This window comes from Cupriavidus sp. PB-02, assembly GCF_058252315.1.
Genome location: NZ_CM177694.1, coordinates 3,747,196 through 3,774,179, shown reverse-complemented (window position 1 = coordinate 3,774,179; position 26,984 = coordinate 3,747,196). Strand labels below are relative to the sequence as shown.

At 68.0% G+C, this 26,984-nt stretch carries 24 protein-coding genes and 1 pseudogene; 10 read left to right on the top strand and 15 right to left on the bottom strand.

The features are described from left to right. Positions 1-4 precede the first annotated feature (4 nt). From AC10V3_RS17720 to AC10V3_RS17700, 5 genes and pseudogenes are all read left to right on the top strand, one after another. A complete protein-coding gene (locus tag AC10V3_RS17720) occupies positions 5-2,623 on the top strand; it encodes a fused MFS/spermidine synthase (protein WP_490922678.1) in 2,619 nt (872 codons plus the stop codon). After that, entirely contained in the window at positions 2,620-3,594 is a 975-nt protein-coding gene (locus tag AC10V3_RS17715; RefSeq protein WP_490922676.1) for an AAA family ATPase, read from the top strand. The genes AC10V3_RS17720 and AC10V3_RS17715 overlap by 4 nt, the downstream gene beginning before the upstream one ends. Positions 3,595-3,614: 20 nt before the next feature. After that, positions 3,615-4,184 (top strand): annotated as a pseudogene (locus tag AC10V3_RS17710) (DUF58 domain-containing protein); the annotation flags it as partial. Positions 4,185-4,195: 11 nt separating this feature from the next. Continuing rightward, positions 4,196-5,383, top strand: a complete 1,188-nt coding sequence (locus tag AC10V3_RS17705; RefSeq protein ID WP_490922675.1) for a BatD family protein — start codon at positions 4,196-4,198, stop codon at positions 5,381-5,383. 121 nt (positions 5,384-5,504) lie between these two features. Continuing rightward, positions 5,505-5,948, top strand: a complete 444-nt coding sequence (locus tag AC10V3_RS17700; protein ID WP_022536610.1) for a thioesterase family protein — start codon at positions 5,505-5,507, stop codon at positions 5,946-5,948. 36 nt (positions 5,949-5,984) lie between these two features. Here AC10V3_RS17700 and AC10V3_RS17695 read toward each other — a convergent pair whose 3' ends face one another. Both AC10V3_RS17695 and AC10V3_RS17690 read right to left on the bottom strand, forming a co-directional pair. Then, complete coding sequence (locus AC10V3_RS17695; RefSeq protein ID WP_454752435.1) at positions 5,985-6,884, bottom strand: recombination-associated protein RdgC; 900 nt, start codon at positions 6,882-6,884, stop codon at positions 5,985-5,987. Between the two features lie 115 nt (positions 6,885-6,999). Next, positions 7,000-7,578: a BPSL1445 family SYLF domain-containing lipoprotein gene (locus AC10V3_RS17690; RefSeq protein ID WP_022536608.1), complete on the bottom strand. Its 579-nt coding sequence runs from the start codon at positions 7,576-7,578 to the stop codon at positions 7,000-7,002. 226 nt (positions 7,579-7,804) lie between these two features. On the opposite strand from AC10V3_RS17690, the gene AC10V3_RS17685 reads away from it, so the two are divergent. Further along, positions 7,805-8,218: a hypothetical protein gene (locus AC10V3_RS17685; protein WP_022536607.1), complete on the top strand. Its 414-nt coding sequence runs from the start codon at positions 7,805-7,807 to the stop codon at positions 8,216-8,218. 38 nt (positions 8,219-8,256) lie between these two features. On the opposite strand, the gene AC10V3_RS17680 is transcribed toward AC10V3_RS17685, so the two are convergent. Next, entirely contained in the window at positions 8,257-9,090 is an 834-nt protein-coding gene (locus AC10V3_RS17680) for an aldo/keto reductase (protein ID WP_454752434.1), read from the bottom strand. A 222-nt stretch (positions 9,091-9,312) separates the two neighbouring features. Further along, positions 9,313-9,705, bottom strand: a complete 393-nt coding sequence (locus AC10V3_RS17675) for a tautomerase family protein (protein ID WP_022536605.1) — start codon at positions 9,703-9,705, stop codon at positions 9,313-9,315. 147 nt (positions 9,706-9,852) lie between these two features. On the opposite strand from AC10V3_RS17675, the gene AC10V3_RS17670 reads away from it, so the two are divergent. Continuing rightward, positions 9,853-10,731 (top strand): LysR family transcriptional regulator, encoded by an 879-nt coding sequence (locus AC10V3_RS17670; protein ID WP_454752433.1) that lies wholly within the window; start codon positions 9,853-9,855, stop codon positions 10,729-10,731. Positions 10,732-10,907: 176 nt separating this feature from the next. Then, positions 10,908-13,031 carry a TonB-dependent receptor gene (locus AC10V3_RS17665; protein ID WP_022536603.1) on the top strand — a complete coding sequence of 708 codons (2,124 nt, stop codon included), beginning with the start codon at positions 10,908-10,910 and terminating at the stop codon, positions 13,029-13,031. A gap of 249 nt (positions 13,032-13,280) precedes the next feature. On the opposite strand, the gene AC10V3_RS17660 is transcribed toward AC10V3_RS17665, so the two are convergent. Continuing rightward, positions 13,281-13,754: a DUF2147 domain-containing protein gene (locus AC10V3_RS17660; RefSeq protein ID WP_022536602.1), complete on the bottom strand. Its 474-nt coding sequence runs from the start codon at positions 13,752-13,754 to the stop codon at positions 13,281-13,283. A gap of 1,669 nt (positions 13,755-15,423) precedes the next feature. On the opposite strand from AC10V3_RS17660, the gene AC10V3_RS17655 reads away from it, so the two are divergent. Then, entirely contained in the window at positions 15,424-16,023 is a 600-nt protein-coding gene (locus AC10V3_RS17655) for a histone H1-like DNA-binding protein (protein WP_490922674.1), read from the top strand. 264 nt (positions 16,024-16,287) lie between these two features. Here the strand turns inward: AC10V3_RS17655 and AC10V3_RS17650 are convergent, their stop codons facing one another. From AC10V3_RS17650 to AC10V3_RS17605, 10 genes are all read right to left on the bottom strand, one after another. Then, positions 16,288-16,755, bottom strand: a complete 468-nt coding sequence (locus AC10V3_RS17650) for an outer membrane lipoprotein (RefSeq protein WP_022536600.1) — start codon at positions 16,753-16,755, stop codon at positions 16,288-16,290. 37 nt (positions 16,756-16,792) lie between these two features. After that, positions 16,793-17,740, bottom strand: a complete 948-nt coding sequence (locus AC10V3_RS17645; RefSeq protein ID WP_022536599.1) for a carbohydrate kinase family protein — start codon at positions 17,738-17,740, stop codon at positions 16,793-16,795. Positions 17,741-17,871: 131 nt separating this feature from the next. Next, positions 17,872-18,372: a thiol peroxidase gene (tpx, locus tag AC10V3_RS17640; protein WP_454752429.1), complete on the bottom strand. Its 501-nt coding sequence runs from the start codon at positions 18,370-18,372 to the stop codon at positions 17,872-17,874. A 120-nt stretch (positions 18,373-18,492) separates the two neighbouring features. After that, positions 18,493-20,193 carry a zinc-ribbon and DUF3426 domain-containing protein gene (locus AC10V3_RS17635; protein ID WP_490922673.1) on the bottom strand — a complete coding sequence of 567 codons (1,701 nt, stop codon included), beginning with the start codon at positions 20,191-20,193 and terminating at the stop codon, positions 18,493-18,495. A 9-nt stretch (positions 20,194-20,202) separates the two neighbouring features. Then, entirely contained in the window at positions 20,203-21,096 is an 894-nt protein-coding gene (gene prmA / locus AC10V3_RS17630; RefSeq protein WP_454752427.1) for a 50S ribosomal protein L11 methyltransferase, read from the bottom strand. 55 nt (positions 21,097-21,151) lie between these two features. Beyond that, entirely contained in the window at positions 21,152-22,504 is a 1,353-nt protein-coding gene (gene accC, locus AC10V3_RS17625; protein WP_022536595.1) for an acetyl-CoA carboxylase biotin carboxylase subunit, read from the bottom strand. 247 nt (positions 22,505-22,751) lie between these two features. Next, positions 22,752-23,210, bottom strand: a complete 459-nt coding sequence (accB, locus tag AC10V3_RS17620; protein WP_022536594.1) for an acetyl-CoA carboxylase biotin carboxyl carrier protein — start codon at positions 23,208-23,210, stop codon at positions 22,752-22,754. Between the two features lie 167 nt (positions 23,211-23,377). Then, positions 23,378-23,875, bottom strand: coding sequence for a type II 3-dehydroquinate dehydratase (aroQ, locus tag AC10V3_RS17615; protein WP_349607141.1), 498 nt, complete (start codon positions 23,873-23,875; stop codon positions 23,378-23,380). Positions 23,876-24,072: 197 nt separating this feature from the next. Continuing rightward, the gene (locus AC10V3_RS17610; RefSeq protein ID WP_022536592.1) at positions 24,073-24,621 is read right to left on the bottom strand and encodes a TlpA family protein disulfide reductase; all 549 of its coding nucleotides are present in this window, start codon (positions 24,619-24,621) and stop codon (positions 24,073-24,075) included. A gap of 79 nt (positions 24,622-24,700) precedes the next feature. Then, positions 24,701-25,390, bottom strand: coding sequence for a hypothetical protein (locus AC10V3_RS17605; RefSeq protein ID WP_022536591.1), 690 nt, complete (start codon positions 25,388-25,390; stop codon positions 24,701-24,703). Positions 25,391-25,586: 196 nt separating this feature from the next. Here AC10V3_RS17605 and mpl point away from each other — a divergent pair, with 196 nt between their 5' ends. After that, entirely contained in the window at positions 25,587-26,966 is a 1,380-nt protein-coding gene (mpl, locus tag AC10V3_RS17600) for a UDP-N-acetylmuramate:L-alanyl-gamma-D-glutamyl-meso-diaminopimelate ligase (protein WP_454752426.1), read from the top strand. Positions 26,967-26,984 lie beyond the last annotated feature (18 nt).

Sequence of the window (26,984 nt, the reverse complement as noted above, 5' to 3'; positions counted from 1 at the left end):
AACGATGATCAAGTCGCACGCTACGCAAGGCAATGTTCCGGATCGCGGTACGGCGGCACAACCCGGCAACGGGCCAGCCGCACGGCAGCATGAAGCGGCCGCTTCGGCATGGCTGTGGCTTGCCGTGCTGCTGTTTGCCTCGGGCGCCGCGGGGCTGGTCTACCAGGTGCTGTGGATCCGGCAGCTGTCGCTGGTGGTGGGCGTCGATGTGCACGCGGTCACCGCCGCCGTCAGCGCTTTCTTTGCCGGACTGGCGCTGGGCGGCTGGCTGTTCGGCCGGGTGGCCGACCGCCACGGCAATCCGCTGCGCCTGTACACCTGGCTGGAGCTCTGCGTGCTGCTGCTGGCAATCGGTGCCACCGTGGCGCTGGCGCATGCCGCGGCGCCGTTCGCGTGGCTGGAGCAGCGAGCCGGGCTGCTGGCGTGGGCGCTGCCTTTTGTGCTGGTGATCCTGCCTGCCGCCGCCATGGGTGGCACGCTGCCGGTGCTGATGCGGGCGCTGGCGCCGGCCGCGAGCCGGGTCGGCGTGCATGGCGGACGGCTCTATGCGGCCAATACCGCCGGCGCTATCGCCGGCACGCTGCTGGCCGGCTTCGTTCTGGTTCCCTGGCTTGGCATCCTCGGCAGCGCGGTGGCGGCGGGCGTGCTCAACGGCGCCGCGGCGCTGGCGGCGTGGTGGCTGGCGTCGCGCCTGCCGGCCGCTGCCGGGGGCGCCGTGCCAGATGCGCCTGCGGACGGCGCTACGCGCGGCGACGCCGCCAACGGCCGGCTGGCGCTGGTGCTGTACGCGGCGGCCGGTGGCATTGCGCTTGGGTACGAGGTGGTGTGGACGCAGGCCATCGTGCAGTTCCTCAGCACGCGAACCTTCGCCTTCACCGTGGTACTGGCGACCTACCTGGCGGGGCTGGCGATCGGCAGCGCGCTGGCCGCGCGCCATGCCGACCGCGTGCGCGATCCGTGGGGCGCCTTCGGGCTGCTGGTGGCCGGCGCCGGACTGGTGGCGCTGCTCGAGATCGTGCTGCTAGGCGAATGGCTGCTGCACGCACAGGCGGCGTTGTCGGCCTGGGTGCAGGGCCTGACGTCGAGCCCGCTGCTGGCCGCCTGCGCCAGCTTTGCCCTGGCGGCGCTGTGCGTGGTGTTCGTACCCACGCTGCTGCTCGGCGCGGCGTTCCCGTTCGTGCTGCGCGTGGGCGTGGACAGCCGGCGCGTGGGCGCGGGCGTGGGCGGCGTGGTCGCGCTCAATATGCTGGGCGGTATCGCTGGCACGGCGCTGGCCGGCTTCGTAATGGTGCCGTGGATCGGGCTGGTGCCGACGCTGTCGCTGCTGGCGGTGGCGGCTGCCGTCGTGGCCGTGGTCGCGGTGGCGCTGGGCAGCGGCGTGCGTCCGGCGGCGCGCTGGGCGGTGCCGATGGTGGGCGTGCTGGCGGTAATCGTTGCGGCGCTGGCCCCGGCGGACCGGCTCGCCACATTGCTGGCGCGGGCGCGCGGCGGCGAGCTGGTGTTCTACGAGGAGGGGCGGGGCGCCACCGTGGCGGTGGTGGAGCAGACCTCGCCGAGCAACCGCTTCCGGCGCCTCTATATCCAGGGCGTGTCCAATTCCGGCGATGCCATGACCTCGCAGCGCTATATGCGGCTGCAGGCGCTGCTGCCGCTGATCGTGCATGGCGGCACGCCGAAGTCCGCACTGGTGATCGGGCTCGGTACGGGCATCACGGCGGGCGCCACGCTTGCGTATCCGGGACTGGAGCAGCGTGTGGTGGCCGAGCTGTTGCCACCGGTGGCGCGCGCGGTGCCGAAGTTCGAAGGCAACTTCGGCGTGGCGGCCGACAAGCGCGTGGAGATCCGCCTGCGCGACGGGCGGCGCGAACTGCTGCAGAGCCCGCAGCGCTACGACCTGATCACGCTGGAGCCGCCGCCGCCATCCGCGGCTGGCGTGGTGAACCTGTACTCGACCGATTTCTACCGGCTGGCGGCATCGCGGTTGCAGCCTGGGGGGCTGGTGGCGCAGTGGCTGCCGCTGCCGACGCAGAACGACGAAGACACCCGCATGCTGGTGCGCAGCTTCCTTGATGTGTTCCCGCACGCGATGCTGTGGACCACCGAGCTGCACGAGATGATGCTGGTGGGCTCGCTCGCGCCGCTGCAGCTGGACGTGGCACGCATCCGCGCGCGCTTTGAACAACCCGAAGTGGCCGCCGCGCTGCAGGCTGTTGGCGTGCGCACGCCGGCGGCACTGATGGCGACCTGGGTCACCGACAGCACCGGCCTGGACTGGTACGCCGCCGATGCGCCGGCGGTGACCGACGACCGCCCGCGCATCGAATACGCCGGCTGGGTGCGCAAGGAGGCCTTCCCGGAAACGCTGTCGAAGCTGCTGTCGCTGCAGAGCGAACCGCCGCTCACCGGCGCCGACGATGCCCTGTGGCGCGAGGTTCGCCACCAGCGCGAAGTGCTGCACACCTTCTATCGCGCCGGACTGGACGCCTACCGTGGCGACCGCGAGGCCTGGGCCAGCGATATCACGCAGGTGATGCGCGCCGACCCAGACAATCCCTACTACGCGTGGTTCCTCGGCGGCCACGCTGCCCGCCGCGCACCGGCCCAGCCGAGGAGCACGCCATGAGCGCCCGCGACGACGTCCTGGCCCTGCAGCAGCGCATGGGCGAATCCATCGTCGGCCAGCAGCGCATGATCGAACGGCTGCTGCTGGGCCTGCTGGCCGACGGCCACCTGCTGGTGGAGGGGCTGCCTGGGCTGGCCAAGACGCGCGCCATCAAGATGCTGGCGCGCAACCTCGACGCGCGGCTGTCGCGCATCCAGTTCACGCCTGACCTGCTGCCGGCGGATATCACCGGCTCGGAGCTGTATTTCACCGAGGGCGGCAAGGGCGAGTTCCGCTTCCAGCCCGGCCCGGTGTTTGCCAACCTGGTGCTGGCTGACGAGGTCAACCGTTCCCCGGCCAAGGTGCAGGCCGCGCTGCTCGAAGCGATGGAAGAGCGCCAGGTCACCGTCGGCGGCACCACGCACAAGCTCGAGCCGCTGTTCCTGGTGATGGCCACGCAGAACCCGATCGAGCAGGAGGGCACCTATCCGTTGCCCGAGGCGCAGATGGACCGCTTCCTGATGCATGTCAGCGTGGGCTACCCGGAGGCCAACGCGGAGGCGGAGATCGTGCAGCTGGCGCGCGAGGAAGAGGTGGGGGGCGGTGCCTCCGGTGCGGCCCATGCGACCCGGCTTGCGCCGGAGGCGGTCTTCATCGCGCGCGTCGAGATCCATACTGTCCATGTCAGCGATGCGGTGGCGCGCTACGTGGTGGCGCTGGTGCAGGCCACGCGCGCGCCCAAGCCGGTGGACGACGACCTGGACAAGTGGATCCAGGTGGGCGTCAGTCCGCGCGGTTCGATCGGGCTGGACAAGGTGGCGCGCGCCCACGCCTGGCTACACGGGCGCGACTTCGTCACGCCGGACGACGTGCAGGCGGTGGTGCACGACGTGTTCCGCCATCGGCTGATCCTGTCATACGAGGCGCATGCGGCCGGCATCGGCGCCGATGCCGTGATCGACCGCCTGGTGCAGCAGGTGGCAGTGGCCTGATTGCCAGCGAGGCCATGACCATGCGCCTGCCGTTCCGCGCCCTGGCCCGTGCAGCCCCCGCGACGCTCGCACGGTCTTCCGGGGCCGTGCCCGGCGTCAGCGTTGACGCCGCCGCGCTGGCGGCATTGGAGGTGGCGGCGCGGGACTTCCACTTTTTACCGCGCCAGCCGGTGCACAGCGTGCTGTCCGGGCGCCATGCCTCGCGTGTGCGCGGGCGCGGGCTGACCTTCGAGGAGCTGCGCCTCTACCTGCCCGGCGACGATATCCGCAGCATGGACTGGCGCGTGACCGCGCGCACCGGCAAGCCGCACGTGCGCGTGTACAGCGAGGAGAAGGACCGTCCGGTGCTGCTGGTGGTGGACCAGCGCATCAATATGTTCTTCGGCAGCCGGCGCGCGATGAAGTCCGTCAGCGCGGCCGAGGCCGCGGCACTGGCCGCCTGGCGCGTGCTGGCCGAGGGCGACCGCATCGGCGGCGTGGTGTTCGGCGACGCCGGCAGCGAAACCTTCACGCCGCGCCGCAGTCGCCAGGCGATGCAGCAGCTGCTGGGCAGCATCGTGCGCTTCAACCAGGCCCTGTGCGCCGATGCGTCAACTACTTCATGTCCGCGCCCGACTTTCCCGTGCTGCAGGTGCCGGGCGCCGTCGTCACGCTGCCCGACGAGCGCGCGCTGAACACCACCGAAACCATCGACGGCGTCACCTACGCCGGCATCCGCAAGACCTATACCTTCACCGCGGAGCAGGACGGCGATTTCCGGCTGCCGACGGTGACGATTCGCTTCACTTACGCCGGCGACGACGGCGCGCCGCGTCAGGGCAGCGTCACCTTCCCGCCAACGCAGATCCGCGCCGGCGCTGGCGGCACCATTTCCGCCGGGACGGGCGCCGCGCGGCCGCTGTTGCCGGTGGCGCGGCTGGTGGTGACGCAGGCGCTCGACCACGCGCCCGAGGGCGATGCCGTGCGGCTGCATGCGGGCGATGCGCTGGTGCGCACCGTTACCACCTTCGCGCCACAGACCCAGGCCATGATGATCCACTCGCCGCACGCCCAGGCACCGCGCGGCGTGCGCATGTTCAGCGCCGACCCACGGCTGTCGGATAACGCCCAGGGCGCAGCGGGGCCGGGCGGCACGCGCGTGGACACCATCACCTATGTATTCGAGCGCACCGGCACCTACACGCTGCCGCCGGTGACGGTGGACTGGTTCGACCCCGCCACGCGCCAACCGGCGCATTCCGAGGCGGCCGCGGTCAAGGTCGTGGTGACCGCCGCTCGAGACGCTGGTGCGCTGGCCCCGGGCGGGTCAGCGGGTGCGCTGCCGCGCGAGGGCGGTTTGCCGTGGCGGACGTTGCTGTGGGGCGGGGTGGCAGTGCTGGTTGTGCTGGCAGCGGCGCTGCTGTGGCGACGGCTGGAGCCTTTCGTGGCGCGATTCCGGCGGCGGCTGGCCGAGCATCGGCGTGCTCGCGCCGCAAGCCCGGACGCGCGCCCGGGGGCCGTGCTGCAGGCCTGCCAGGCCGGCGATGCGGCGGCGGCGTACAGGGCGCTGGGCACCTGGACGCTCGCCGCGCACGGCACCGCCCCGACGGCATGGACCGCCGCCGCAGGCGATGCGCAACTGGCAGATGCCGTGTTCGCCCTGGAACGCCGCCTGTACGGCGCCGCAGCTACGACAGCGGCCCCCTGGGACGGCACGCAGCTGGCGGGTGCCTTGCGCCGCCACGCCGCCCCGGCCCCGGCGCACCGGCATCGCCATCTGGCGCCGGCCTTGCCGCCGCTAAATCCCTGAGCGCGGCCGATATCCGAACCGGCGCATCCCTTATGATGGGCGCCTCGCCGGCGCCCCCGGCCCCGGCCCTGACGGGCCGGCCCGGCCGCGCGGCGTCCGATCCATTCCAGCTTGCTTTGCCATGGCCCGCCTCAAACTCGACCTGCCTGCCGACCAGTTCTGCTACGCCACCCACCTGACCGTGCGCGTCACCGATATCAACTCGGCCAACCATCTCGCCAACGATTCGATGATCTCGATGATCTCCGAGGCGCGGGCGCGCTTCCTGTATGAATTCGGCAGCGAGGACGTAAGGCAGGAGGGCGTCGGCATCATCGTCACCGACCTGGCCACGATGTACCGCAACGAGGCGCATGCGCGCGACCAGCTGGAGTTCGAAGTCGGCGTGATGGACTTCAACAAGTACGGCGGGGACATCATTTTCCGCATCACGCGGCCGGCCGATGGCGCACTGATCGCGATGGCCAAGTCCGGCTTTGTGTTCTTCGACTACGTGCACAAGCAGGTCGTGCCGATGCCGGAGGGGTTTGCCGGGCGCTTCCCCAAGGTGAACTGGCTGGAGTGAGGGCAGCGCGCGCCTATGCGGCGCGCGCAATCAGTCTTAGCTCTTGCGTTCGCCGCCAAGTGCTTCGGTCAGGTCGTCGAGCATGCCCGACAGCTCGCCGGCCATCATGGTGAAGTCGGCATCGAAGCGCTCATCTTCATCGTGAGCCGTGCCATCGGCCTGCTCCTTGATGACATCCAGCGGCGCCACCTTCTTGACCACCAGCCCATCCGTCAGCACGAACGACACGCGGTCATTCCACGTCATCGCCAGCCGCGTGCAACGCTTGCCCGCCGCGATATGGCGCTGCAGATCCTCCGCATCGAGCGGATGCCGCACGTAGCGCACGGTGGCCTTGCTCTCGCTGGCGGACTGCAGTTCGATCTCCTGGTCGACGGTGAACCCCGCCGGAGCGGCGTCGCCGGACAGCCAATCAGTCATCGCCGCCACCGGCGACTGGTTGACGTGCAGGTTGACCAGCGGCAGCGAATCCAGTGCCTTGAACAGCATGCCGCGCACTTCGTCGGCCTTGGCCGTGGCGGCGGCGTCGATGGCGAGCCAGCCGTTGTCCGGGTCGATCCACACACGCGTGTCGCGGCGGATGCTGAAGGCGCGCGGCAGCAGTTCTTCGGTGACCTGCTCCTTCAGTTCCTTGAGTTGCTTGCGGCCCGGCTTGTAGCCTTGCTGCTCTTCGATCTCGGCGGCGCGGGCGCGCGTGACCTGGTTGACCACGGTGGTGGGCAGCAGCTTTTTTTCGGTGCGCAGGGTCAGCAGCATCTGGCGGCCCACGGTGTGGACCAGCTGGCCGTTGTCACGGGGCGAGGCCCAGCCCTGCGTCTGCATTTCGAGGCTGGTGCCGGGGAAGAAGGCGTGCTTCGCCAGGCTGGCTTCGACCTCGTCGGCGCTCGGCGACCATGGTGTGGAGAAACGATGGACCTGCAGGTTCTTGAACCACATGAGAATTCGGCCAAAGGGACGAATTCTATCCCCTCGCGGCGCGCGGTCGCGAAAATCGCAGGCCGGCGCCGCGCGGCAAGGGGACTGCGCGGCGCCAGGGGCAGGTCAGCTACCCCTACAGGTCGAGCTTGGTGATCTTGCTGCCTTCGAGGCTCAGACCGGCCATCAGGCCTGCATTGGTCATCACGAACCCGACGATGGGCTGCTGGGCGGTGTTGGTGTCCAGCACGCCGCTGGCGCCGACGGTGGCCAGCGCTACCGTGGCATCCACACCGGCCGTCCAGCCCTGGCTGCGCACGAACTTGTCGTACGCATCCTGCGTCAGGAACATCAGGATGATCGACTTGGACTGGGCACCGATCTGCCAGCCGACCGAGCCGGAGATCAGGCGGTAATAGCCGCGCGTGGCGCCGCCCGAGCGCAGCGCGCCATCGCCGTACTCGCCGCCGATGACAAAGCCGGCCGACAGCGTCTTGGGGAACACCAGGATGCCGCGCGCGCGGTTGCCCAGGTCGCGCGAGCCGTTGACCGAGCCGTACAGGCGCTGTAGCGTGGCATCCACGCCAGAGTCCAGTTCGCGGCGGCGGGCACCCTTGTCAGTGGGTGTGTCGGGCCCGGTCGTGGTACAGGCACCCAGTGCCATGCTGCCGAGGGCCAGGCCGGCGCTGGCCGAAAGGAAGGTTCGACGTTTCATCTTGGCTCCTGTGGGTGTTGTTGTCTTTGAAGCATAGGCGCCGGAAGCACTCCAGGAAATGGCAGCTTGTCCTACACACGTATCCATTTGTGACGAAGATGGTGCTGCAATGCGATTCATGGCAGGAGATGAGTGGGAATTGACGACAAATCGAGAAACTTGCGCCGGGTCCGCCGCATTGCGAAAAAAGCGGGAACCCCGTTGCCATAGCACGGTCGATGCCTTCATGAAAAAGATCCTGACCGCCCTGCCGCTGGCCTTCCTGGCCGCGTGCGCTTCACATCCTTCGGGTTCCTCCAACGACGCCGCCGGTACGGCGGCGGCAGCCGGCGACAGCAGCGGCTGGCAATCGCTGCGCGCCAAGTACATGGATTGCGTCAAGCAGAAGGCCGACGACAACCTGTCGGCCAAGGGCCAGTCGAAGGACGTGGCCAACGCGGCGCTGGCCGCGTGCCAGTCCGACCTGGATGCCATGCACGATTCCTTCCGCACATACCTTGACGGGCAGATGTCGTCGTCGCACGGCAAGAACAGCGCCCGCCAGGCGGCGGCGCGAGTCACCACCGACACCCGCGAGAAGGCGCGCGCCTACCTGGTGCGGTACGTCGAGCGCGAGCGCTACGCGGCTCGCCAGCCTTAAGGTCGCTTAGGGACCGCTCAGAGTCGCTACAGGCCGGCTCAGAGCATTTCCAGCGCGCCCGGGCCGTCGGGCGGCGGGAAGATGCGGTCGAGTTCGGCCAACTGGGCCGATAACAGCGGATGCGACAGCGCCCCCAGGTTCTCCTGCAGGCGCTCGCGCCGGCCGGTCTTGGGGATGGCGATCACGCCGTCCTGCGCCAGCAGCCAGGCCAGCGCCGCCTGCGCCGGCGTCATGCCGTGGTCGCGTGCAAAGCGCTTCAGCCCGGGGTGGCCCAGCAGGCGCGACTGCTCGATCGGCGAATACGCCATCACCGGCACGCCGCGCTGGCGCAGCCACGGCAGCAGGTCCCATTCGATGCCGCGCCGGCCCAGGTTGTACAACAGCTGGTTGGCAGCGAGCTGGTCGCCGCCTGGCACCTCCCACAATTCCTCCAGGTCGGCCAGGTCCAGGTTGCTGACGCCCCAGTGGCGGATCTTGCCGTCGCGCTGCAGCGCCTGCATGGCCTGCACCGTCTCTCCCAGCGGCACGCCGCCGCGCCAGTGCAATAGATAGAGGTCAATACGGTCGGTGCGCAGCCGCTTCAGGCTGCGCTCGCAGGCCTGCATCGTGCCGCGCCGGCTGGCGTTGAACGGGTAGACCTTGCTGACGAGGAAGGCCTCGTCGCGGCGCCCGGCGATGGCCTCGCCGATCATCTCTTCGGACTGGCCCTCGCCGTACATCTCGGCCGTATCGATCAGCCGCAGCCCGAGGTCCAGGCCGAGGCGCAGCGTGGCGATCTCCTCTGCGCGCGCGGCGGGCGATTCGCCCATATTCCACGTTCCCATGCCGAGCGCCGGGACGCGCTCGCCGTCGGGCAGGGTGACTTGTCTCATGTGTTGGTTCCCCGTGGTGCCGGGCCGGGTGCCCGGCGGCACCCAACCACACTAGTTAACAACACCCGAAATGTACAAGCCGCGCGCGCCGGGATGGCTTCAGACCAGTCCGCTCAGAAAATACACGGCGATCACAAAGAACACCGCGGTGGTCATGATCAGCGTTACGGCAAAGATATCGCGCTAGGACTCGCGGTCGTGATGCGAAAGAGATAAGTCGCGTCAGCCGTGCTGGTGCCGGTACTCCTGCGTGCGTCCGCCATAGCCGTAGGCGGCCGCTCGGGCGTCGATCACATGCACGTACGAGACCGGATGCAGCTCGCCCAGCAATTCCGACATGGCCTTGAACACGGCCTCGATGAACTGTGCCTTCTCGACCTTGGTGTTGGTTTCATCGGTCACGCTGATGTCCAGGTGGAAGGCATTGCAGCCCTGCTCGGACAGCGGGACGCCGGCGATGATCCAGCTGTCGTGGGGAATGTACTGGACCGTGATGGCGATCACGTCGCGCTTCTTGCCGAGCACGCGCTCGGTGATATCGGCGATCGCGGTGGCGCTGCGGCGGGTCAGGGCGGCATCGGGCTGGCCGGAGAGGTGCAGGACGATATGGGGCATGACAGGCTCCTGTGTGAACGGGTTGGTGAGGTGATGGTAGATCGCGGTGTAATATCGGAAAAGCAGGAATATCCGATGTGATCCATCGGATTATCCGAAGCAAAGACGCCTGTCTCTCACCTCGATCAGACCTTGCCGGAGACCGCCATGCGTGGATTCGAAACCGACCAGTTGCGCACCTTTGTCACGGTGGCCGACAGCGGCAGCCTGTCGGCGGCGGCGCCGCGGCTGTTCCTGTCGCAGTCCTCGGTCAGCGAGCAGCTGCGCAAGCTGGAGGAGCGCGCCGGCGTGCCGCTGCTGGCGCGTGGCCGGCACGGCGCGGTCCCCACGCCGGCGGGCATGCGGCTGCTGGAACACGCACGCCGCATCCTGGCGCTCAACGAACTGGCGCTGCAGGAGTTGCGCGGCCACGCGCTCGAGGGCGAACTGCGCCTGGCGGTGACCGACTACTTCCGCCCCGGCGAGATCGCCGGCATGCTGCGCCGGCTGCGCGAACGCTACCCCTACCTGCGCCTGCACGTGACGGTGATGAAGAGCGCGGCGATCGATGCCGCGGCGGAGATGGATGCCTTCGACATCGGCCTGAGCATGCGGCTCCCCGGCACCAAGGGGCAGGGTGCCAGCACCCGCGGCACGGTGCTGCGGCGCGAGCCGCTGGCCTGGGTGGCAGCGCCGAGCGAAGCCGAGCTGCTTCCTGCAACGTTGCCGCTGGTGCTGCTGCCCGACACCTGCTCGCTGCACCAGTTCGTGATCCAGCTGCTGCAGCGCAAGCGGCTGCCCTACGAGGTCGCGCATTCGGCCTCGGGGGTGGCGGGGCTGCACCTGGCGCTGGCGGCGGGGCTGGGCATGTCGTGCCTGAACGCTTCGGCAGTGGGGCCCGGCGTGGCGCCGCTGGACGCCGCCACCGTAGCCCGCCTGCGCCTGCCGCGCCTGCCTGAGGCGGAGTTCTTCCTGCTGCCCGGCAAGCGCGGCGAGTCGGCCCTCATTTCCGAGGCCCGCGATGCGCTGGCCGAACAACTGGCCTGAGGAAGTATTCATCGCGCACAACGAGCGGGGAGAAGACGACACGTTCTGAAAACAACAACTTTAGATCGCGTAATGCGAATTGTTCCCAATCTCGTTGACCCTCTCATTTCCATAATTGATAATGCGTCGCTTTTCAAAAAATTATTACAAGCGAATACAGGAAAATAAGCAGGGAAATGAGAATAAAACTTCACCCGATCTGTGCCGCGGTAGCGGGGAGCTTCGTTTTTCAACCGATGCTGGCATGGGCCCAGACCGCGCCAGCCGCTTCGGCGCAGTTGCCGGAGGTCACGGTCAGGGCCGATGCCAGCCGCGAGCTTGGCGCCGGCTATAACCCGCCCAACGCGGTCAGCGCGACCAAGACCGAGGCGCCGCTGCGCGACATCCCGCAGACGGTCAACGTGGTCACCGCCGACGTGATGCGCGACCAGCATGCGACCTCGATGCAGGACGCGCTGAAGAACGTGCCGGGCGTGTCGTTCTCCCACGGTGACGGCCAGCGCGACCAGGTGTCGATCCGCGGCTTCACCGCGATCGCCGACCAGTTCGTCGACGGCATCCGCGACGACGCGCTGTACTTCCGCGATATGTCCAACGTCGACCGCGTCGAGGTCATCAAAGGCCCGGCGGCGGTGCTGTACGGGCGCGGCTCGGCGGGTGGACTGATCAACCGCGTGACCAAGAAGCCCGGCATCGACGTCACCGACTTCGCGCTCAGCTACGGCATGTGGGCCGACCGCCGCGCCGAGGCCGACGTCGGCCGCGTGTTTGCCGACGGCGCCGCTGCGTTCCGCGTGACCGGCGCGGTGCAGAAGGCCAACAGCTACCGCTCGCAGCAGTTCCTGGACCGTTCGGCGATCGCGCCGTCGCTGGAGCTGCGCGTGGCGCCCGAGACCACTGTGCTGCTGCAGGCCGACTATCTGGAAGATCGCCGCGTGACCGACTTCGGCATCCCGGCCTTCCAGGGCCGTCCGGTCGACGTGCCGGCCTCGCGCTACTACGGCGCGGCCAATGCGCGCGACGCCGACTATTCGCAGTCGCGGGTGTTCTCCGGTACCGCCACGATCAACCATCGCTTCAACGAGAACTGGTCGATCCGCAATGCGACCCGCTACTACCACTACTCGCTGGACCGCAACAACACGCTCACCAACACGGTCAACGAGGCGGCCCGCACCCTGACCATGAACCACGGCAATGTCCGCCGCGAGGAGCATGGCTGGTTCAACCAGACCGATCTGATCCAGAAGGCGTCCTTCCTCGGCATGCAGCACGAGCTGCTGTATGGCATGGAGATCGGGCAGCAGAACAAGGACCAGGTCAACAACACCAAGCCGGTGCTGGGTGCCGACGGCCGTACCGCCGTCTTCGACCTGTTCAACCCGGTGCTGCTGACGCTGCCGCGCCAGGCGCCGGGCACGCCGACCACCTCCAACCTCGGCATCTTCAATACCCTGGCGTTCTACACCCAGGACATGATCACCTTCAGCGAGCAGTGGAAGGCGCTGGTGGGTGTGCGCTACGACAACTTCCAGCAGGAGACGCAGAACCGGATCGCCGGCCAGCGCAACCTGTCGCGCACCGACACCGCCTGGAGCCCGCGCGCGGGCCTGGTGTGGCAGCCGTCGAAGGCGCAGTCGTACTACGTGTCGTGGAGCAAGTCGTTCCAGCCTTCGGGCGAGGCCTTTGCGCTGGCGGCGAACAATGCCGACCTGTCGCCGGAGACCACCAACAACACCGAGATCGGCGCCAAGTACGACTGGCTGAACGGCAAGGCCAGCACGACCATCTCGGTGTTCCGCCTGGAGCGCAGCAATATCAAGGTGGCCAACGCCGCCAACACGGCGCTGCTGCCGATCGGCGAGCAGCGCACCGACGGCGTGGAAATCGCCGGCGCGGCCGAACTCGGCAGCGGCTGGCGCATGCTGGCCGGCTATGCCTACCTGGACGCCACCATCACCAAGTCGAGCGCCGCGCTGCAAGGCAAGCGCGCCACTATCACGCCGCGCCACTCCGGCAACGCGTGGCTGACCAAGGACCTCGGCCACGGCTTCGGCGTGGGCGTCGGGGTGAACCTGGTGGGCTCGCGCTACGCCGATCCGCAGAACACCGTGACGCTGCCCGGCTATGTCACCGCCGACGCCATGGCCTGGTACCGCCGCGGCGCGTTCGAGGCGCAGCTCAACGTGTACAACCTGTTCGACAAGGGCTATATCGTCTCGGCCCACGGCACCAGCCCCAACCTGAACATGCCGGGCGCTCCGCGCAGCGTGATGGCGACGCTGCGGTACCGGATGTAAAGCGCAGTATCGTGGACAAGAAAAACCGGGCGGCTCGACACCGTCCGGTTTTTTTTTGCCTGAACCTTCTCTTGAACCGGCAGCGTATGACGGCATGTCACCGTCTGTGCCGTGGACCAGGTCGGCGCAAGAACAAGTCCATCAATCCGCACTCACTGTTGCGTGCGTCGCCGCGGGCGACATGCAACAGCGCGCCTGCGGAGAAACCCTGAGTCTCCACCGCGCCGGCATGCCATCGCGCCGCGGTGCTCAGTGCTCGCGCTCCCAGGTCTGGGTACGGCCGATCAGGCTGATGCCGATGAAGCCGCGCACGTTGAGCTTGTTGCCATCCTCGGCCAGCGAGATCTTGCTCTTGTAGACCTTGCCGTTCTCGGGGTCCAGGATCTCGCCGCCGCTCCACTCGTTCTCGCCGGTCTTGCGCAGGCCGGACAGGATGGTCATGCCGATCACGGGCTGGTCCTTGCGCGCGTCGGTGCACTTGTCGCACACGCGCGGCTTGCCGTCGCTCTCGACGAAGGACTTCACCAGGCGCCCGCTGTAGACGCCGTTCCTCTCGGTGATCTCCACCAGGCCGCGCGGCTTGCCGGTGTTGTCGTCGATGGTCTTCCACATGCCGCTCGGCGTGGCCTGGGCCATCGCCGCGGCGCTGCCGAGCAGGGCGGCGGCGAGCACGGCGGCGCGCCACAGCGGTCGGGTGCAGGCGAGGGTGGGATGGATGCGCATGATGTCTCCTTTGAGGTTCGTGGCCACCGGCAGTATGCCGGTGCGGTGCGCCGCGCGGCGGCTGCCGCAATGGATCGAATCGGGTCATCCGGGCAGCCAGCGAGCGGCGGGCGCGCACGCCAATCTACTGGCGCGGGCGCGTCGCCGCAATCCGGCGCGACGGCGCGCAAGCCTTGCCGCTGATCCGGCCCGCTACCCGCAAAGCCGCCTGCACGTGCGGTTTGCAGGTTTTTGTGTCGCAGCAATTGGCATCGCCTCGGGGGCGCTGAAGCAATCCTCTAAGCGGACGTACGACGCGCCGCGGGCACCTCGCGTGCCACGCGCGCCGGCATGCGCAGCACGACCGGCGGCGCAAGCGATGACGTAACTGAGGACCTGACTGACGATCCAACTGTGCGAGCGAGACCGGCAACCTCCAGCACCCTCGAGGAGCAAGCGCACCGACGGATGCGCGAGGGGCGATGGTGACGGCGATGGTGTGGTGCGACGCGCCGCCGATGTGTTGCCGCAATGCTTCGCTCGCGTCGTCGCTTTGCTCAATCGCAACGCTTTCGATGCGTTCGCGCTGTTGCTCCGATGCAAACCGTTGCGCGCGCGCATCACTCGCGCCGAGGTTCGCGCATCGTGTCGCGCGACGCGCGCGCGGATCGATGCCGCGGCTCCGGTGCCATGGCGCGATCGAGCGCGCGGCCGACTGTGTAACGCATGCAGAGGACGCGCCGCGCGGCCAGTCTCACGCGCGCTCGCCAACCTGCTTGCGCGCCTCGCGGCGTGCCGCGCGCGCCGCGGTGCATCGCCCGCAAAGCCTTTATCCATGCGGCTTTGCGCAAGTCGAGATGAGACGCGACGCTACCTACGCGCGCGCTTGCGACGCGCATCGCGCGGCTTGTAATCGGGTCGCGCGCGGGTGTGTAAAAGCTGCGTGCGTGGAAGGTGTGAAAGGGTGTCGCGACGTGTGTGCAAGAGAGAGAAACACGCGTCGCCGCATGCGTGCGCGCGATGCATGGCGATGCCATTGGCAACGTCTTCGTGACGACACGCGTGAGAACTAGTTGGAGCGATGCATGCAGGCAAGTTTTTTTGCACTTTTTTCTTAACATCATGGTGCAAACGAATTATGATTCGCCTTGACAAGAGTCTCACTTCATTGCAGAGAAGCAGGAAGAGCAAGATGGAACGACGAGCGCGATGCGCGCTTCGATGCAGTGATGCAGGTAGTAGCTGAGGAGCACGAGAACTTTGACGCAGACCAGGCCGGACCGGCTTCTTAAAACGCGTGCAGTCTCCCTTGGCCCAGTGACGGGTTGGGCCAGCTACCACCGAATGATGAATGCCGCCTGCCGTGCGCGAGGCCATGCCCGCACCGCAGGCCTGCTGTCCGATATCTCCTCATTTCTGGCCGCGCGCCGACTCAACGGGCGGCGTGGGCTGATCGAATATTCCAGGGCGCGGCACGTGCCCGAGACCCGCTTGCGGGCTCGCTCCGGCCGCCAAGTCACCGCCAGGGGCGGTGCGCCTGTAACCGAATTCATTAGCGTGCAGCCGCAAATGCGCCGCACGCCGATGAATCGCTCGCTCGACTGGGGCTGCGCTGCTGTCTTGCGCCTCGGGTCGGTCGGGTCGCCAACTTAGGTCATTCGATATTCACTCTCTAGTGAAGGAGTTATCCATGGCAACTGCTGCAAAGAAAAAGCCGGCGGCTAAGAAGGCCGCCAAGCCGGCCGCCAAGAAGGCCGCTCCGGCCAAGAAGGCTGCTGTGAAGAAGGTAGCCGCCAAGAAGGCAGCACCGGCCGCCAAGAAGGCCGCAACCAAGAAGGTAGCCGCGAAGAAGGCGCCGGCCGCCAAGAAGGCAGCGGCCAAGAAGGCCCCCGCCAAGAAGGTCGCGACCAAGAAGGTAGCCGCCAAGAAGGTTGCAGCCAAGAAGGTTGCAGCCAAGAAGGCACCGGCAGCCAAGAAGGTCGCCACCAAGAAGGTAGCCGCCAAGAAGGTAGCCGCCAAGAAGGCCGCACCGGCCAAGAAGGCCGCAACCAAGAAGGTCGCCGCCAAGAAGGCACCGGCCGCCAAGAAGGCTGCCACCAAGAAGGTAGCCGCCAAGAAGGCCCCGGCCAAGAAGGCTGCCGCCAAGAAGCCGGCTGCCAAGAAGGCCGCTTCCAAGAAGGCGCCTGCTGCCAAGCCTGCCGCTGCCCCTGCCGTGGCTCCCGCTTCGGCTGCCAAGACCGCGCTGAACCCGGCTGCTGCCTGGCCGTTCCCGACGGGCAACCGTCCGTAAGCTGCGCCGCCACGGCGTGGAGCTTGCACGTTCCGCAAGGAACCACACCGGCACGCAGCGCGTGCCAGCATGACCGGATACTGCGTATCCGGTCCGCAAGACGCCAGTCTTGCCGACCCGCCGATGGCATCCGCCCGGCGGGTTTTTTCATGGGCGCGCGCCGGCTTCAGGCCAACCTCGACGCCAAAAGAAAAAGCGCCGCGACCCTTGCGGGTGCGGCGCTTGCGATGCAGCGTCGCCGCGGCCCTCCCGGGCCGCTTGCGCTCAGTGCGTGACGCGCGTCACGCCGCCCGAAGACAGCAGTCGCACGCGCTCGCCGGGGCGGAAGGCCTCGTCGGCCTCCTGCGTGATTGCGCGCATCTCGCCGTTGTCCAGGCGCACGGTGATTTCCAGGCCGCGGCGCTGGTTGATCTTGTTCTCGGCGGCGCTACCGGCGATGCCGCCCAGAATCGCGCCGAGAATGCCTGCGGCCACCGCGCCATTGCCGCCACCGATGGTGCTGCCGGCCGCGATGCCGCCGATGGCACCACCCGCGAGCGTGCCGGCGCCGGTCTGGCCGCCCTGGATGGAGACTTCGCGCACGCCTTCGACCACGCCGTAGCGCACGGTCTGTTCGCGCTGCGCCTGGCCCGTGCCGTAGACGCTGTTGGAGTTGGACTGCGTGGCACAGCCGGCAACCAGCGTGACGAGGGCAAGGACGGCAACGGCGCCGCCACGGAGCTTGTTGTTCATCTCTTGTTACCGAAAAAAGCCACGCTCTGGCCGCAGGTCAGGCGTAGCGGTACCCGAATGCAGACTGGAACCGGTTGCCGATTTCTTCGCGCGACAACCAGTGGTTCTGCGGACCTTGCTGTGCGATCTTGACCGACCCCATCAGCGACGCCAGGCGGCCGGTCGTTTCCCAGTCTAAACCGTTTTCAATGCCGTAGAGCAGGCCGCCGCGGAAGGCGTCGCCACAGCCGGTCGGGTCCACGATGCGCTCGGCCTGGACGGCCGGGATCGCGTACTGGCTACCATCGGCAAAGATGCTGGCGCCGCGCTCGCCGTGCGTGACGATGAAGGCACGGACCTTGGCGGCGACATCGGCGCTGGTCCACGCGGTGCGCGACAGCAGGACCTGCGCCTCGTAGTCATTGACTGTCACGTAACTGGCGAGTTCAACGAACTCCCGCAGGTCGTCCCCGTTGAACAGGGGCATGGCCTGACCCAGGTCAAAGATGAACGGCACGCCCGCGTCGGCGAACTGGCGCGCGTGGTGCAGCATGCCTTCGCGGCTGTCGGGCGCGACGATGCCCAGGCGCGGCGCGCTGGCGCTGCCCAGTGCATCCTTGACGTTATTCAACTGCGACTGGCTCATTGCGCCAGGGTGGAAGGCGGTGATCTGGTTGTTGTCCAGGTCGGTGGTGATCATCGCCTGCGCCGTGAACGTCTCCGGCAGTACGCGGATGTGTTGCGTGGGGATCTCCAGCTTGCGCAGGTATTCCAGGTACGGTTCGGCGTCGGAGCCGACGGTGGCCATCACCATGGGGTCGCCGCCGAGCATTTTCAGCGTGTAGGCGATGTTGCCGGCGCACCCGCCGAACTCGCGCCGCATGCCGGGCACCAGGAACGACACGTTCAGCATGTGGATCTGGTCCGGCAGGATATGTTCTCGGAAACGTCCGTCGAACGTCATGATGGTGTCGTAGGCGACGGAGCCGCAGATCAGGCTGGCCATGCTCTCTCCAGGTGGTTGGTCGGTCAGGGGGGTGGATCCCTTGCGGGAAGGCTACTGCGAAAGCGGTAAGGCAGAAAGCAGCAGCGGCCGCCCCGGGTCTGCGGGCGGCCGCTGCCGTCAGGTCGCGTGGATTACTTCAGTGCGGCCAGGGCGGCGTCGTAGTCCGGTTCGGTCTTGATTTCCGACACCAGCTGCGCGTACTTGACGGTGTCGTTCTCGTCGAGCACCACCACTGCGCGGGCGGTCACGCCTGCGAGCGGGCCGCTCTTGATGTCGACACCATAGTTGCCCTTGAACTCGGCGCCGCGCATCGTCGACAGCGTCACCACGTTGGTCAGGCCTTCGGTGGTGCAGAAGCGGCCCATCGCGAACGGCAGGTCAGCCGAGATGGTCAGCACCACGGTGTTGGCGAGGCCGCTGGCGGCTTCGTTGAACTTGCGGGTCGAAGCCTGGCACACCGGCGTGTCCAGGCTCGGGACGATGTTCAGCACCTTGCGCTTGCCGGCGAAGTCGGCCAGCGTGACGTCCTTCAGGTCCTTGCCGACCAGCGAGAAGGCGGGCGCCTTGTCGCCGGGCTGCGGGAACTTGCCTGCGACTTCGATCGGGTTGCCGCCGAGGGTGACGTTGCTCATGTCTACTCCTTGATGTCTGGATGGTTTCCGGTTCAGTTTCCGGCGCCTGGCCGGTCATTGCCCGGGTGGGGGCGCGGTTCGCTGCCGGACTCGGATTCGGTCCGGCGGCGAGCCGGGAATTCAGGGATAAAAAATCAGCACGCGGTAGTTGGCTGGCGCCTGCTGCGTCCGGAATCGTACCCGAACCGGCAGTTCCATGCCCGCGCGAAGACCCTGCGCGGCAAAGGCCTTTTGCGTCGGATCGAGGTAATCCGCCGGTTGCAGCACCCGGCGCAGCAGCAGCTGGTCCTGCAGGTCGGTCATCACCAGTTCGATGGCCGGCAGCACGGTGCTGGCGCGGCCCTGGTTGCGCAGCGTCACCGTCAGCAGGTAGACGTCGCCGCTTTCGTCCTGGCGCTGAAGTTGCGAGCTCTCGATACGCAGCGCGTCGATGTCGCGCCAGGGCGGCACGTCGCAGCCCAGCGGCGCGCAGGCCGCCTCGAGCACCGGCCGCAGCATGGGGAACTGGCCGGCGAGCTGGCCGCGTGCGAGGTACGCGGCCTGCACCGCGCCGGCGAGGGCGAGCACGACGGCGGCCGCATGCCATGCGTAGCGCGGCACGCGGGTGCCGCGGCGGGGCTCGCGCGTGCGTTCGCGTTCACGCTCGCGCGCGTGGCGCAGGAAGTCGGGGGCGAACACCGGGCCGGCCGGCGCTTCCGTGCGGGCCCAGCGGCGCGTGGTCTGCTCGCGCGCCACGGCGCCGCCGGTGACGGTAGAGGGTTGGCTGCCAGTGTCGGGGGCGAGGTCTTGTGCGCCGGCCTCCTCGCCAGCGTCATCGAAGCGATCGGCGCTGGCAGGCGTGAAAGACAGCTCTTGCGCCGATGGCGCGGGCGCGGCATCGGCGGACGCCGCGCGCAGGAATTCGCTGGCGCTGGGGATCGCTGCAGCGGGTGCGGCGGGCGATGGTGCGGGCTTGTCGGTCGCGGCTTGCGGTTCCGATGCAGCCGGCTTTTCCGCCGCCGGTTCCGCCATATCCAGCGCGGCATGATCGAGCGTCGGCCAGGGGACGGCCACGGATGCCGGCTGTGCCGGGGTGTCCTCGACGTGATTCGGGCCGGCAGGGGTTGCTGATGCGGGCGCTGCGTCGGCGCCGGCCTCGGGCTCGAGTTCAAGGTCGGCTTCAGCTTTGACTTCAGGCTCGACTTCAGCTTCGGCTTCAGACTCGGCTTCGGGCTCGACTTCAGCTTCGGCTTCAGACTCGGCTTCGGGCTCCACTTCAGCCCCGACTCCCACGGCAGCCGGCGGCTGCGCCGGTTCCTCCGTCGGGGCCGCGGCCTGCCGTTCGGCATCGCGCGCATTGCGTTGCGCGACGGCTTCGTTGGCTTCGCGCACCGCACGCTCGATCTCGTCGTCGTCCATGCCGGCCTGCGCTGGGGCCGCCGCGGAGGCGTCCGCCTGTGCGTCCATCTCTTCCGGCGACATCATCATGGTCGGCGCGTCCAGCGCCGGCACGTCATAGCCAGGATCGATGGTGGGCTTGAATGGCGTCTGGGGCGTAAGGGGCGCGAGCGGCGCGGAAGCTGGCATCGGCGCGGGCGCGGCCCCAGCCGATGCCGGGGCGGAAGCAGCGCGGGCTGGTGCTGCGGAGGAAACGGGCGCGGCCGCGGCAGGCGTGGCGCCACCGGCCGGCAAGGGAATCTCGATCAGGTGTTCGCGCGCGTCGAACACCGTTTCGCAGTGGCCGCAACGCACCAGCCCCTGGCGCAGGCGCAACTGGTCGGCGACCAGCCGGAAGGCGGTGCGGCAGGCCGGGCAGCGCGTGACGAGCTTGACGGCGGCCATCAGTACCGGTCAGGGGCGGGTGCCATGCAGGCAGACCCAGCCTTCCTCGCTGCGCCACACCGTCAGCGGCAGCCAGGGCGCGTAGGCCGCGGCAACTTCATCCGCCTGGCGCTCGAGCACGCCGGAGAGCACCAGCCGGCCGCCGGGGCGCACGCGGGCGCTGAGCATGGCCGCCATCAGCTTGAGCGGGTTGGACAGGATATTGGCGACCACCAGGTCGTAGCTTGCGTCGGACACCGACTCGGGCAGTGCGAACGATGCTTGCACCTGGTTGCGCTCGGCGTTGTAGCGCGACGCTTCCACGGCGTTGGGATCGATATCGATGCCGATGGTGTCGCCCGCGCCCAGCTTGCGCGCGACGATCGCCAGGATGCCGGAGCCGCAGCCATAGTCGAGCACGGTCTCGCCCGGCTTCAGGTTCTGCTCAAGCCATTGCATGCACAGCCGCGTGGTGGGGTGGCTGCCGGTGCCGAAGGCCAGGCCGGGGTCCAGCTCCAGCACCACGGCGTCGGGCTCGGGCGCGTCGTGCCACGACGGCACCACCCAGATGCGCTCGCCGATGCGGATCGGCTCGAACTGTGATTGCGTCAGCCGCACCCAGTCCTGGTCCTCGACCGCGCGCAGTTCGAACGCCGGCACCGGGTCGATGCCGAGCTGGTTGGCGGCAGCCGCCACCACCACGGCCGGATCGGCATCGTCGCCAAACAGCGCCACCACGCGCGAGCGGTTCCACGCGAGTTGCTTCGGTTCCAGCCCGGGCTCGCCAAAGAGCGGCTGCTCGTCGGGCGTGTCGGCATCGGCGTCTTCCACCGAGACCGACAGCGCGCCAAGGTCGAACAGGGCGTCAGACCAGGCCTCGGCCTGGTCCTGCGCCACTTCGATCACACATTCCTGAAATGCCACGGGCTTCCTTGCTTCCTACGTGCTTGCTGCGGTGTGTATTGCGGGTAACGTTGCGTCAGGCCTTCGCGCGCTCCGCCAGGCGATGCTCGAGATAGTGGATGCTGGTGCCGCCTTCGACGAAGTTGGCGTCCATCATCAGCTCGCGGTGCAGCGGCACGTTGGTCTGGATGCCGTCCACCACCATTTCGGACAGCGCGATGCGCATGCGGGCGATAGCCTGCTCGCGCGTGGCGCCGTAAGTGATGATCTTGCCGATCATCGAATCGTAGTTGGGCGGCACGAAGTAGCCATCATACGCGTGCGAGTCGACCCGCACACCCGGGCCGCCGGGCATGTGCCAGGCGGTGATGCGGCCCGGCGACGGCGTGAACTTGAACGGGTCCTCGGCGTTCACGCGGCATTCGATCGCGTGGCCGCGGAACTGCACGTCCTTCTGGCGGAAACGCAGCTTCTCGCCAAAGGCGATGCGGATCTGCTCCTGCACGATATCGATGCCGGTGATCATCTCGGTGACCGGGTGCTCGACCTGCACGCGCGTGTTCATCTCGATGAAGTAGAACTCGTTGTTCTCGTACAGGAACTCGAAGGTGCCGGCGCCGCGGTAGCCCATCTTCTTGCAGGCCTCGGCGCAGCGGTCGCCGATGCGCTCGATCAGGCGGCGCGGGATGTGCGGCGCGGGCGCTTCCTCGATCACCTTCTGGTGGCGGCGCTGCATCGAGCAGTCGCGCTCGCCCAGCCAGATTGCCTGGCGGTGCTGGTCGGCCAGGATCTGGATTTCCACATGGCGCGGGTTCTCGAGGAACTTCTCCATGTAGACCTCGGGATTGCCGAAGGCGCGGCCGGCCTCTTCGCGCGTCATGTTGACGGCGTTGATCAGCGCGGCTTCCGTGTGCACCACGCGCATGCCGCGGCCGCCGCCGCCGCCGGCGGCCTTGATGATCACCGGGTAGCCCACGCGGCGCGCGGTCGCCAGGATTTCCTTGGGATCGTCGGGCAGGGCGCCGTCCGAGCCGGGCACGCACGGCACGCCGGCCTTGATCATGGACTGCTTGGCCGAGACCTTGTCGCCCATCAGGCGGATGCTGTCGGCGGTGGGGCCGATAAAGACGAAGCCGGATTTCTCCACGCGCTCGGCGAAGTCGGAGTTCTCCGACAGGAAGCCGTAGCCGGGGTGGATGGCCTGCGCGTCGGTCACCTCGGCGGCCGAGATGATGGCGGGCATATTGAGGTAAGACAGCGGCGACGGGGCCGGGCCGATACAGACGGCTTCGTCGGCCAGGCGCACGTACTTGGCCTCCTTGTCGGCCTCGGAGTACACCACGACCGTCTTGATGCCCAGTTCGCGGCAGGCGCGCTGGATGCGTAGAGCGATTTCGCCGCGGTTCGCGATCAGAATTTTTTCAAACATGGTCTCTCTCTGCGAGAACAGGAGCGGTCCCGCTGCGTGCCGGCAAGGCACATCGGGCGCGCGGCCGCAGGGCGGGTAGCCGTCGTGGCCGCAATACTGCGCGGAACTGCATGGAACTGCACGGAACGGGCCGCGATGCCTACAGCGTCCCCGGCGTCACGAAACGCCATTAGCGGACCGCGCCGGTGCTGCCTGGTGGCCACGCGAGTGGCCAATGGCAGCATGCGGCGCGGCATCCCGGTGGGGATCAGCCGATGACGAACAGCGGCTGGCCGTATTCCACTGCCTGGCCGTTTTCGACCAGGATTTCCTTGATGACACCGGCCTTGTCGCACTCGATTTCGTTGAGCAGCTTCATGGCTTCGATGATGCAGACGGTCTGGCCTTCCTTGACGGTGTCGCCGACGTTGACGAAGGGCGCGGCGCCGGGGGAGGGCGCACGGTAGAACGTGCCCACCATCGGCGAGGTCACCACATGGCCGGCGGGCAGCTGGACAGCCGGCTCGGCAGCCGGCGCAGCGCCGACCGGGGCTGCGGCCGGGGCGGCCGGCAGCGCCTGCATCTGCGGCATGGCCATCGGCGCGGCGATGACTTGCGGCGGTTGCTTGACGATGCGTACCTTGCCGTCGCCTTCGGTGACTTCCAGCTCGGAGATGCCGGATTCGGCCACCAGGTCGATAAGCGTCTTCAGCTTGCGCAGGTCCATCTTTTTATCCTCCTGAATCGGGTTGTCCGGCCGCTGCCGGGAACGGCCGCGGCGGAAGAAATCGTTGTGGCGGCCACCAGGGATCCGCGCCCGCCGTGCCGAAGCACACGCAACGGGCGCAGGCCGCCGGGCGGCGCGCGCATGTATTCAAATAAATCTGGCGGGGATCAGCTCCCCGAACTCCCTGGCGGCGGCTGCTCCTGGGCCAGCGCATAGTCCAGCGCCAGCAGGTAACCCTGCCACCCCAGTCCGCAGATCACCCCGACCGCTACGTCGGAGAAGTAGGAGTGGTGGCGGAAGCTCTCGCGGCGGTGCACGTTCGACAGGTGCACCTCGACGAAGGGGATCGCCACGCCGGCCAGCGCATCGCGCAGCGCCACGCTGGTATGCGTATAGGCCGCGGGGTTGATAACGATGAAGTCGACGCCTTCCGCGCGTGCCGCGTGGATGCGGTCGACCAGCGCCCCTTCATGGTTGGACTGGAACGATGCCAGCGAAATACCGGCCTTTGTGGCACGTTCGGCCAGGGCCGCGTCGATATCGGCAAGCGTCGTGTGCCCGTAGGTCTCCGGCTCGCGTGTGCCCAGCAGGTTGAGGTTCGGCCCATGGAGGACCAGCACCTTGCGGTAGCGGGCTGAGCGACGGAGGGAGCGGGTTGCAGTCACGGCGGCTCGACCAGATCAACGAAATTGCGCGGAGATTACCGTAGCTTAGAGTGATTTGTCTAGCGGGCGATACAAGGCCGGGCGGCATCCAGTCGTACTCCAATGCCGTTTTAAGCACTTTCGCCTGGTTTGATGCGCCAGCTGACAGAAATCGCCGAAGAAATCCGAAATTCAGCGGAGTTCACGGAAGAATGTCGTCATGTGCGCGGCAGGACTGCCCGCAATTCCTCGGCGGTGACCCGCCCCATCTTGCGGTACTTCACCGAGCCGTCCGGGTTGATCACCACGGTATAGGGTAGGCCCCCGGCACTATTGCCGAAATTGCGCGACAGTTCGGTGCCGGCGAAACCCGCCACGGCGAGCGGGTAGGCCACCGGTACCTTCCTGGTGAACTGCTGGATGTTGGCGGCGGAATCGATGCCGATGCCGACAAACTCCACCTGCCGGTTCTTGTATTCCTCATGCAGCGCGGTCAGTTCGGGCATCTCTTCCACGCAGGGGCCGCACCATGGTGCCCAGAAGTTCACCACCACGGTCTTGCCGCGCAGCTTGCCCAGGTCCAGGTCGGCCCCGGCGGCATCAGGCAGGCGGGTCTGGAAGAAGGTCTCCACCGCCTGGTCGCCGGCGGGCTTGGGCGAGAACACGAAATGGCCGGCCAGCGCGCCGGCGACGCAGGCGACCACGGCAACCCCGATCCACAGCCAGAGGCGGGAGCGGCGGGCGGGCGAGGAAACGGTTTCAGTCATGGGATGGCCTGGACCAAGGAGTTAGTTGGGCGCACCAACGGGGGCGCATGGTGTCGGGTGATGGTTGGAGCGGCCGGCGTCAGTCCGGTTCGGCCTCGTCGGCCTTGTCCATCAGCGCACGCACCGCCTGCACGTCCGCGCGTGCCAAGCGCCCGGAGGCGTCGGCCCGCACGGCGCCGCGTTCGTCGACGGCATCATACAGCGCAATATGGATACCCACCGGCGCCCCCAGTTCCGCGCGCACTTCGCCGGCCAGCAGCCTGGCCTCGCGGCGGTCGGGCCACTGGCCCTTCCACAGGAAGCTGAGGGTCTCGACCTCGCCGCGGCCGCCGAAGTGGCGGCTCTCGCTGGTTTCGAAGTCCACCCCGGCGTTAAGCAGGTGCAGCGTCGCGTCCTTGGGGCTGTCGCAGAAGCACTGCAGATAGATATCAGAGTGCTCGGTGGCGGTGCCGTTGAGCACCGCGCCGACCAGGTAGGGCCGGAACGGCGCCAGGTCTTCCATCGCCAGTACCGCCAGCCGGCGCAGCAGCGCCAGGATGCGGGGCTGGGTCTCGGCATGGAACAGCGCCTGGTAGGCGCGCACCTCGGCTTCGATCTGTTCGTTGTCCGGCAGCCATTCGCCGGGCACGCGCTGTTCGCCCAGCAGCTGGCGCGCGGCCTTGCGCTTGGCGGTGGCGTAGTCGGCACCGTCCTCGGCGATCATGCGGGCGGCGGCCTGGGCGATCTCGTCGCGCAGGCGGGAGGGGTCAAGCTGGGTACGTCGGGTCATGCCCCATGATACCGGAGCACGCCCCCGCGGCAGGTGCCCGCATGCTGCCGCAGTGCAGCGAGGGCCGCCGGCGCTCGGGTACAATCGTGGGCTTCCTGCCCGGCCTCGCCAGCGGCACAAAACCGCCGCGTGCGCCGCCGGGTGCCGAGTCCCCAGGCCGAGTTCGCCGGCCTGCTTCATGTCTTTCCGGGAACCCATGCATATTCATATCCTTGGCATCTGCGGCACCTTCATGGGCGGCCTGGCGGTGCTGGCCAAGCAGGCCGGTCACCGCGTCACCGGCTGCGATGCCAATGTCTACCCGCCGATGAGCACCCAGCTCGAGGCGCAAGGGATCGAGCTGATCGAAGGTTTCGACCCCGCCCAGCTGTCGCTGGAGCCGGACCTGTTCGTGATCGGCAATGTGGTCTCGCGCGGCAATCCGCTAATGGAAGCCATCCTCGACCGCAACCTGCCTTATGTCTCCGGCCCGCAATGGCTGGGAGAGCACGTATTGGCAAGCAAGTGGGTGCTGGCCGTGGCCGGCACGCACGGCAAGACCACCACCACCTCGATGCTGGCCTGGATCCTGGAGGATGCCGGCTACAACCCGGGCTTCCTGGTGGGCGGGGTGCCGCAGAACTTCGGCATTTCAGCGCGCGTGACCGAATCCGACTTCTTCGTGATCGAGGCCGACGAGTACGACACCGCCTTCTTCGACAAGCGCAGCAAGTTCGTCCACTACCGCTCGCGCACGGCGATCCTGAACAACCTGGAATACGATCACGCCGACATCTTCCCCGATCTGGCGGCGATCGAGACCCAGTTCCACCACCTCGTGCGCACCGTGCCCGGCCAGGGCCGGCTGGTGGTCAACGGCGTGGAAGAGAGCCTGGCCCGCGTGCTCGAGCGCGGCTGCTGGAGCGAGGTCGAGCAGTTCGGTGTAGGCGACTGGCGCGAGAGCGATGCGGCCGGCGCCAAGGCTGCGCCCGGCAAGGATGCCTTCGACGTCTGGTTTGGCAATGCCGTCGTCGGCACCGTGGTGTGGGACCTGCAGGGCACCCACAACCGCATGAATGCGCTGGCGGCGATCGCGGCCGCGCGCCACGTCGGCGTGCCGGTGGCGCAGGCGATCGAGTCGCTCGGGCGCTTCGCCAACGTCAAGCGCCGCATGGAAGTGCGCGGCGTGGTCAATGGCGTGACTGTCTACGACGACTTCGCCCACCACCCGACCGCGATCCAGACCACGCTGGAAGGACTGCGCCGCCGTGTCGGCAATGCCCGCATCCTGGCCGTGCTGGAGCCGCGCTCCAATACCATGAAGCTGGGCGTGATGAAGGCCCAGCTGCCGGCCAGCCTGGAGCAGGCCGACCTGGTGTTCGGCTACGGCGCTCCGGCGGGCAAGGACGCGCTCGGCTGGGACCTGGCCGAATCGCTGGCGCCGCTTGGCGCCAAGGCCGGCGCATTCCAGGACTTGGCGGAGCTGGTGCAGGTCGTGCGCGCCGCGGCTCAGCCGGGCGACCACGTGCTGGTAATGAGCAACGGCGGCTTCGGTGGCGTGCACCAGAAGCTGCTGGACGCGCTGGCCCAGCGCTGACCGACGCGAAGGACCACC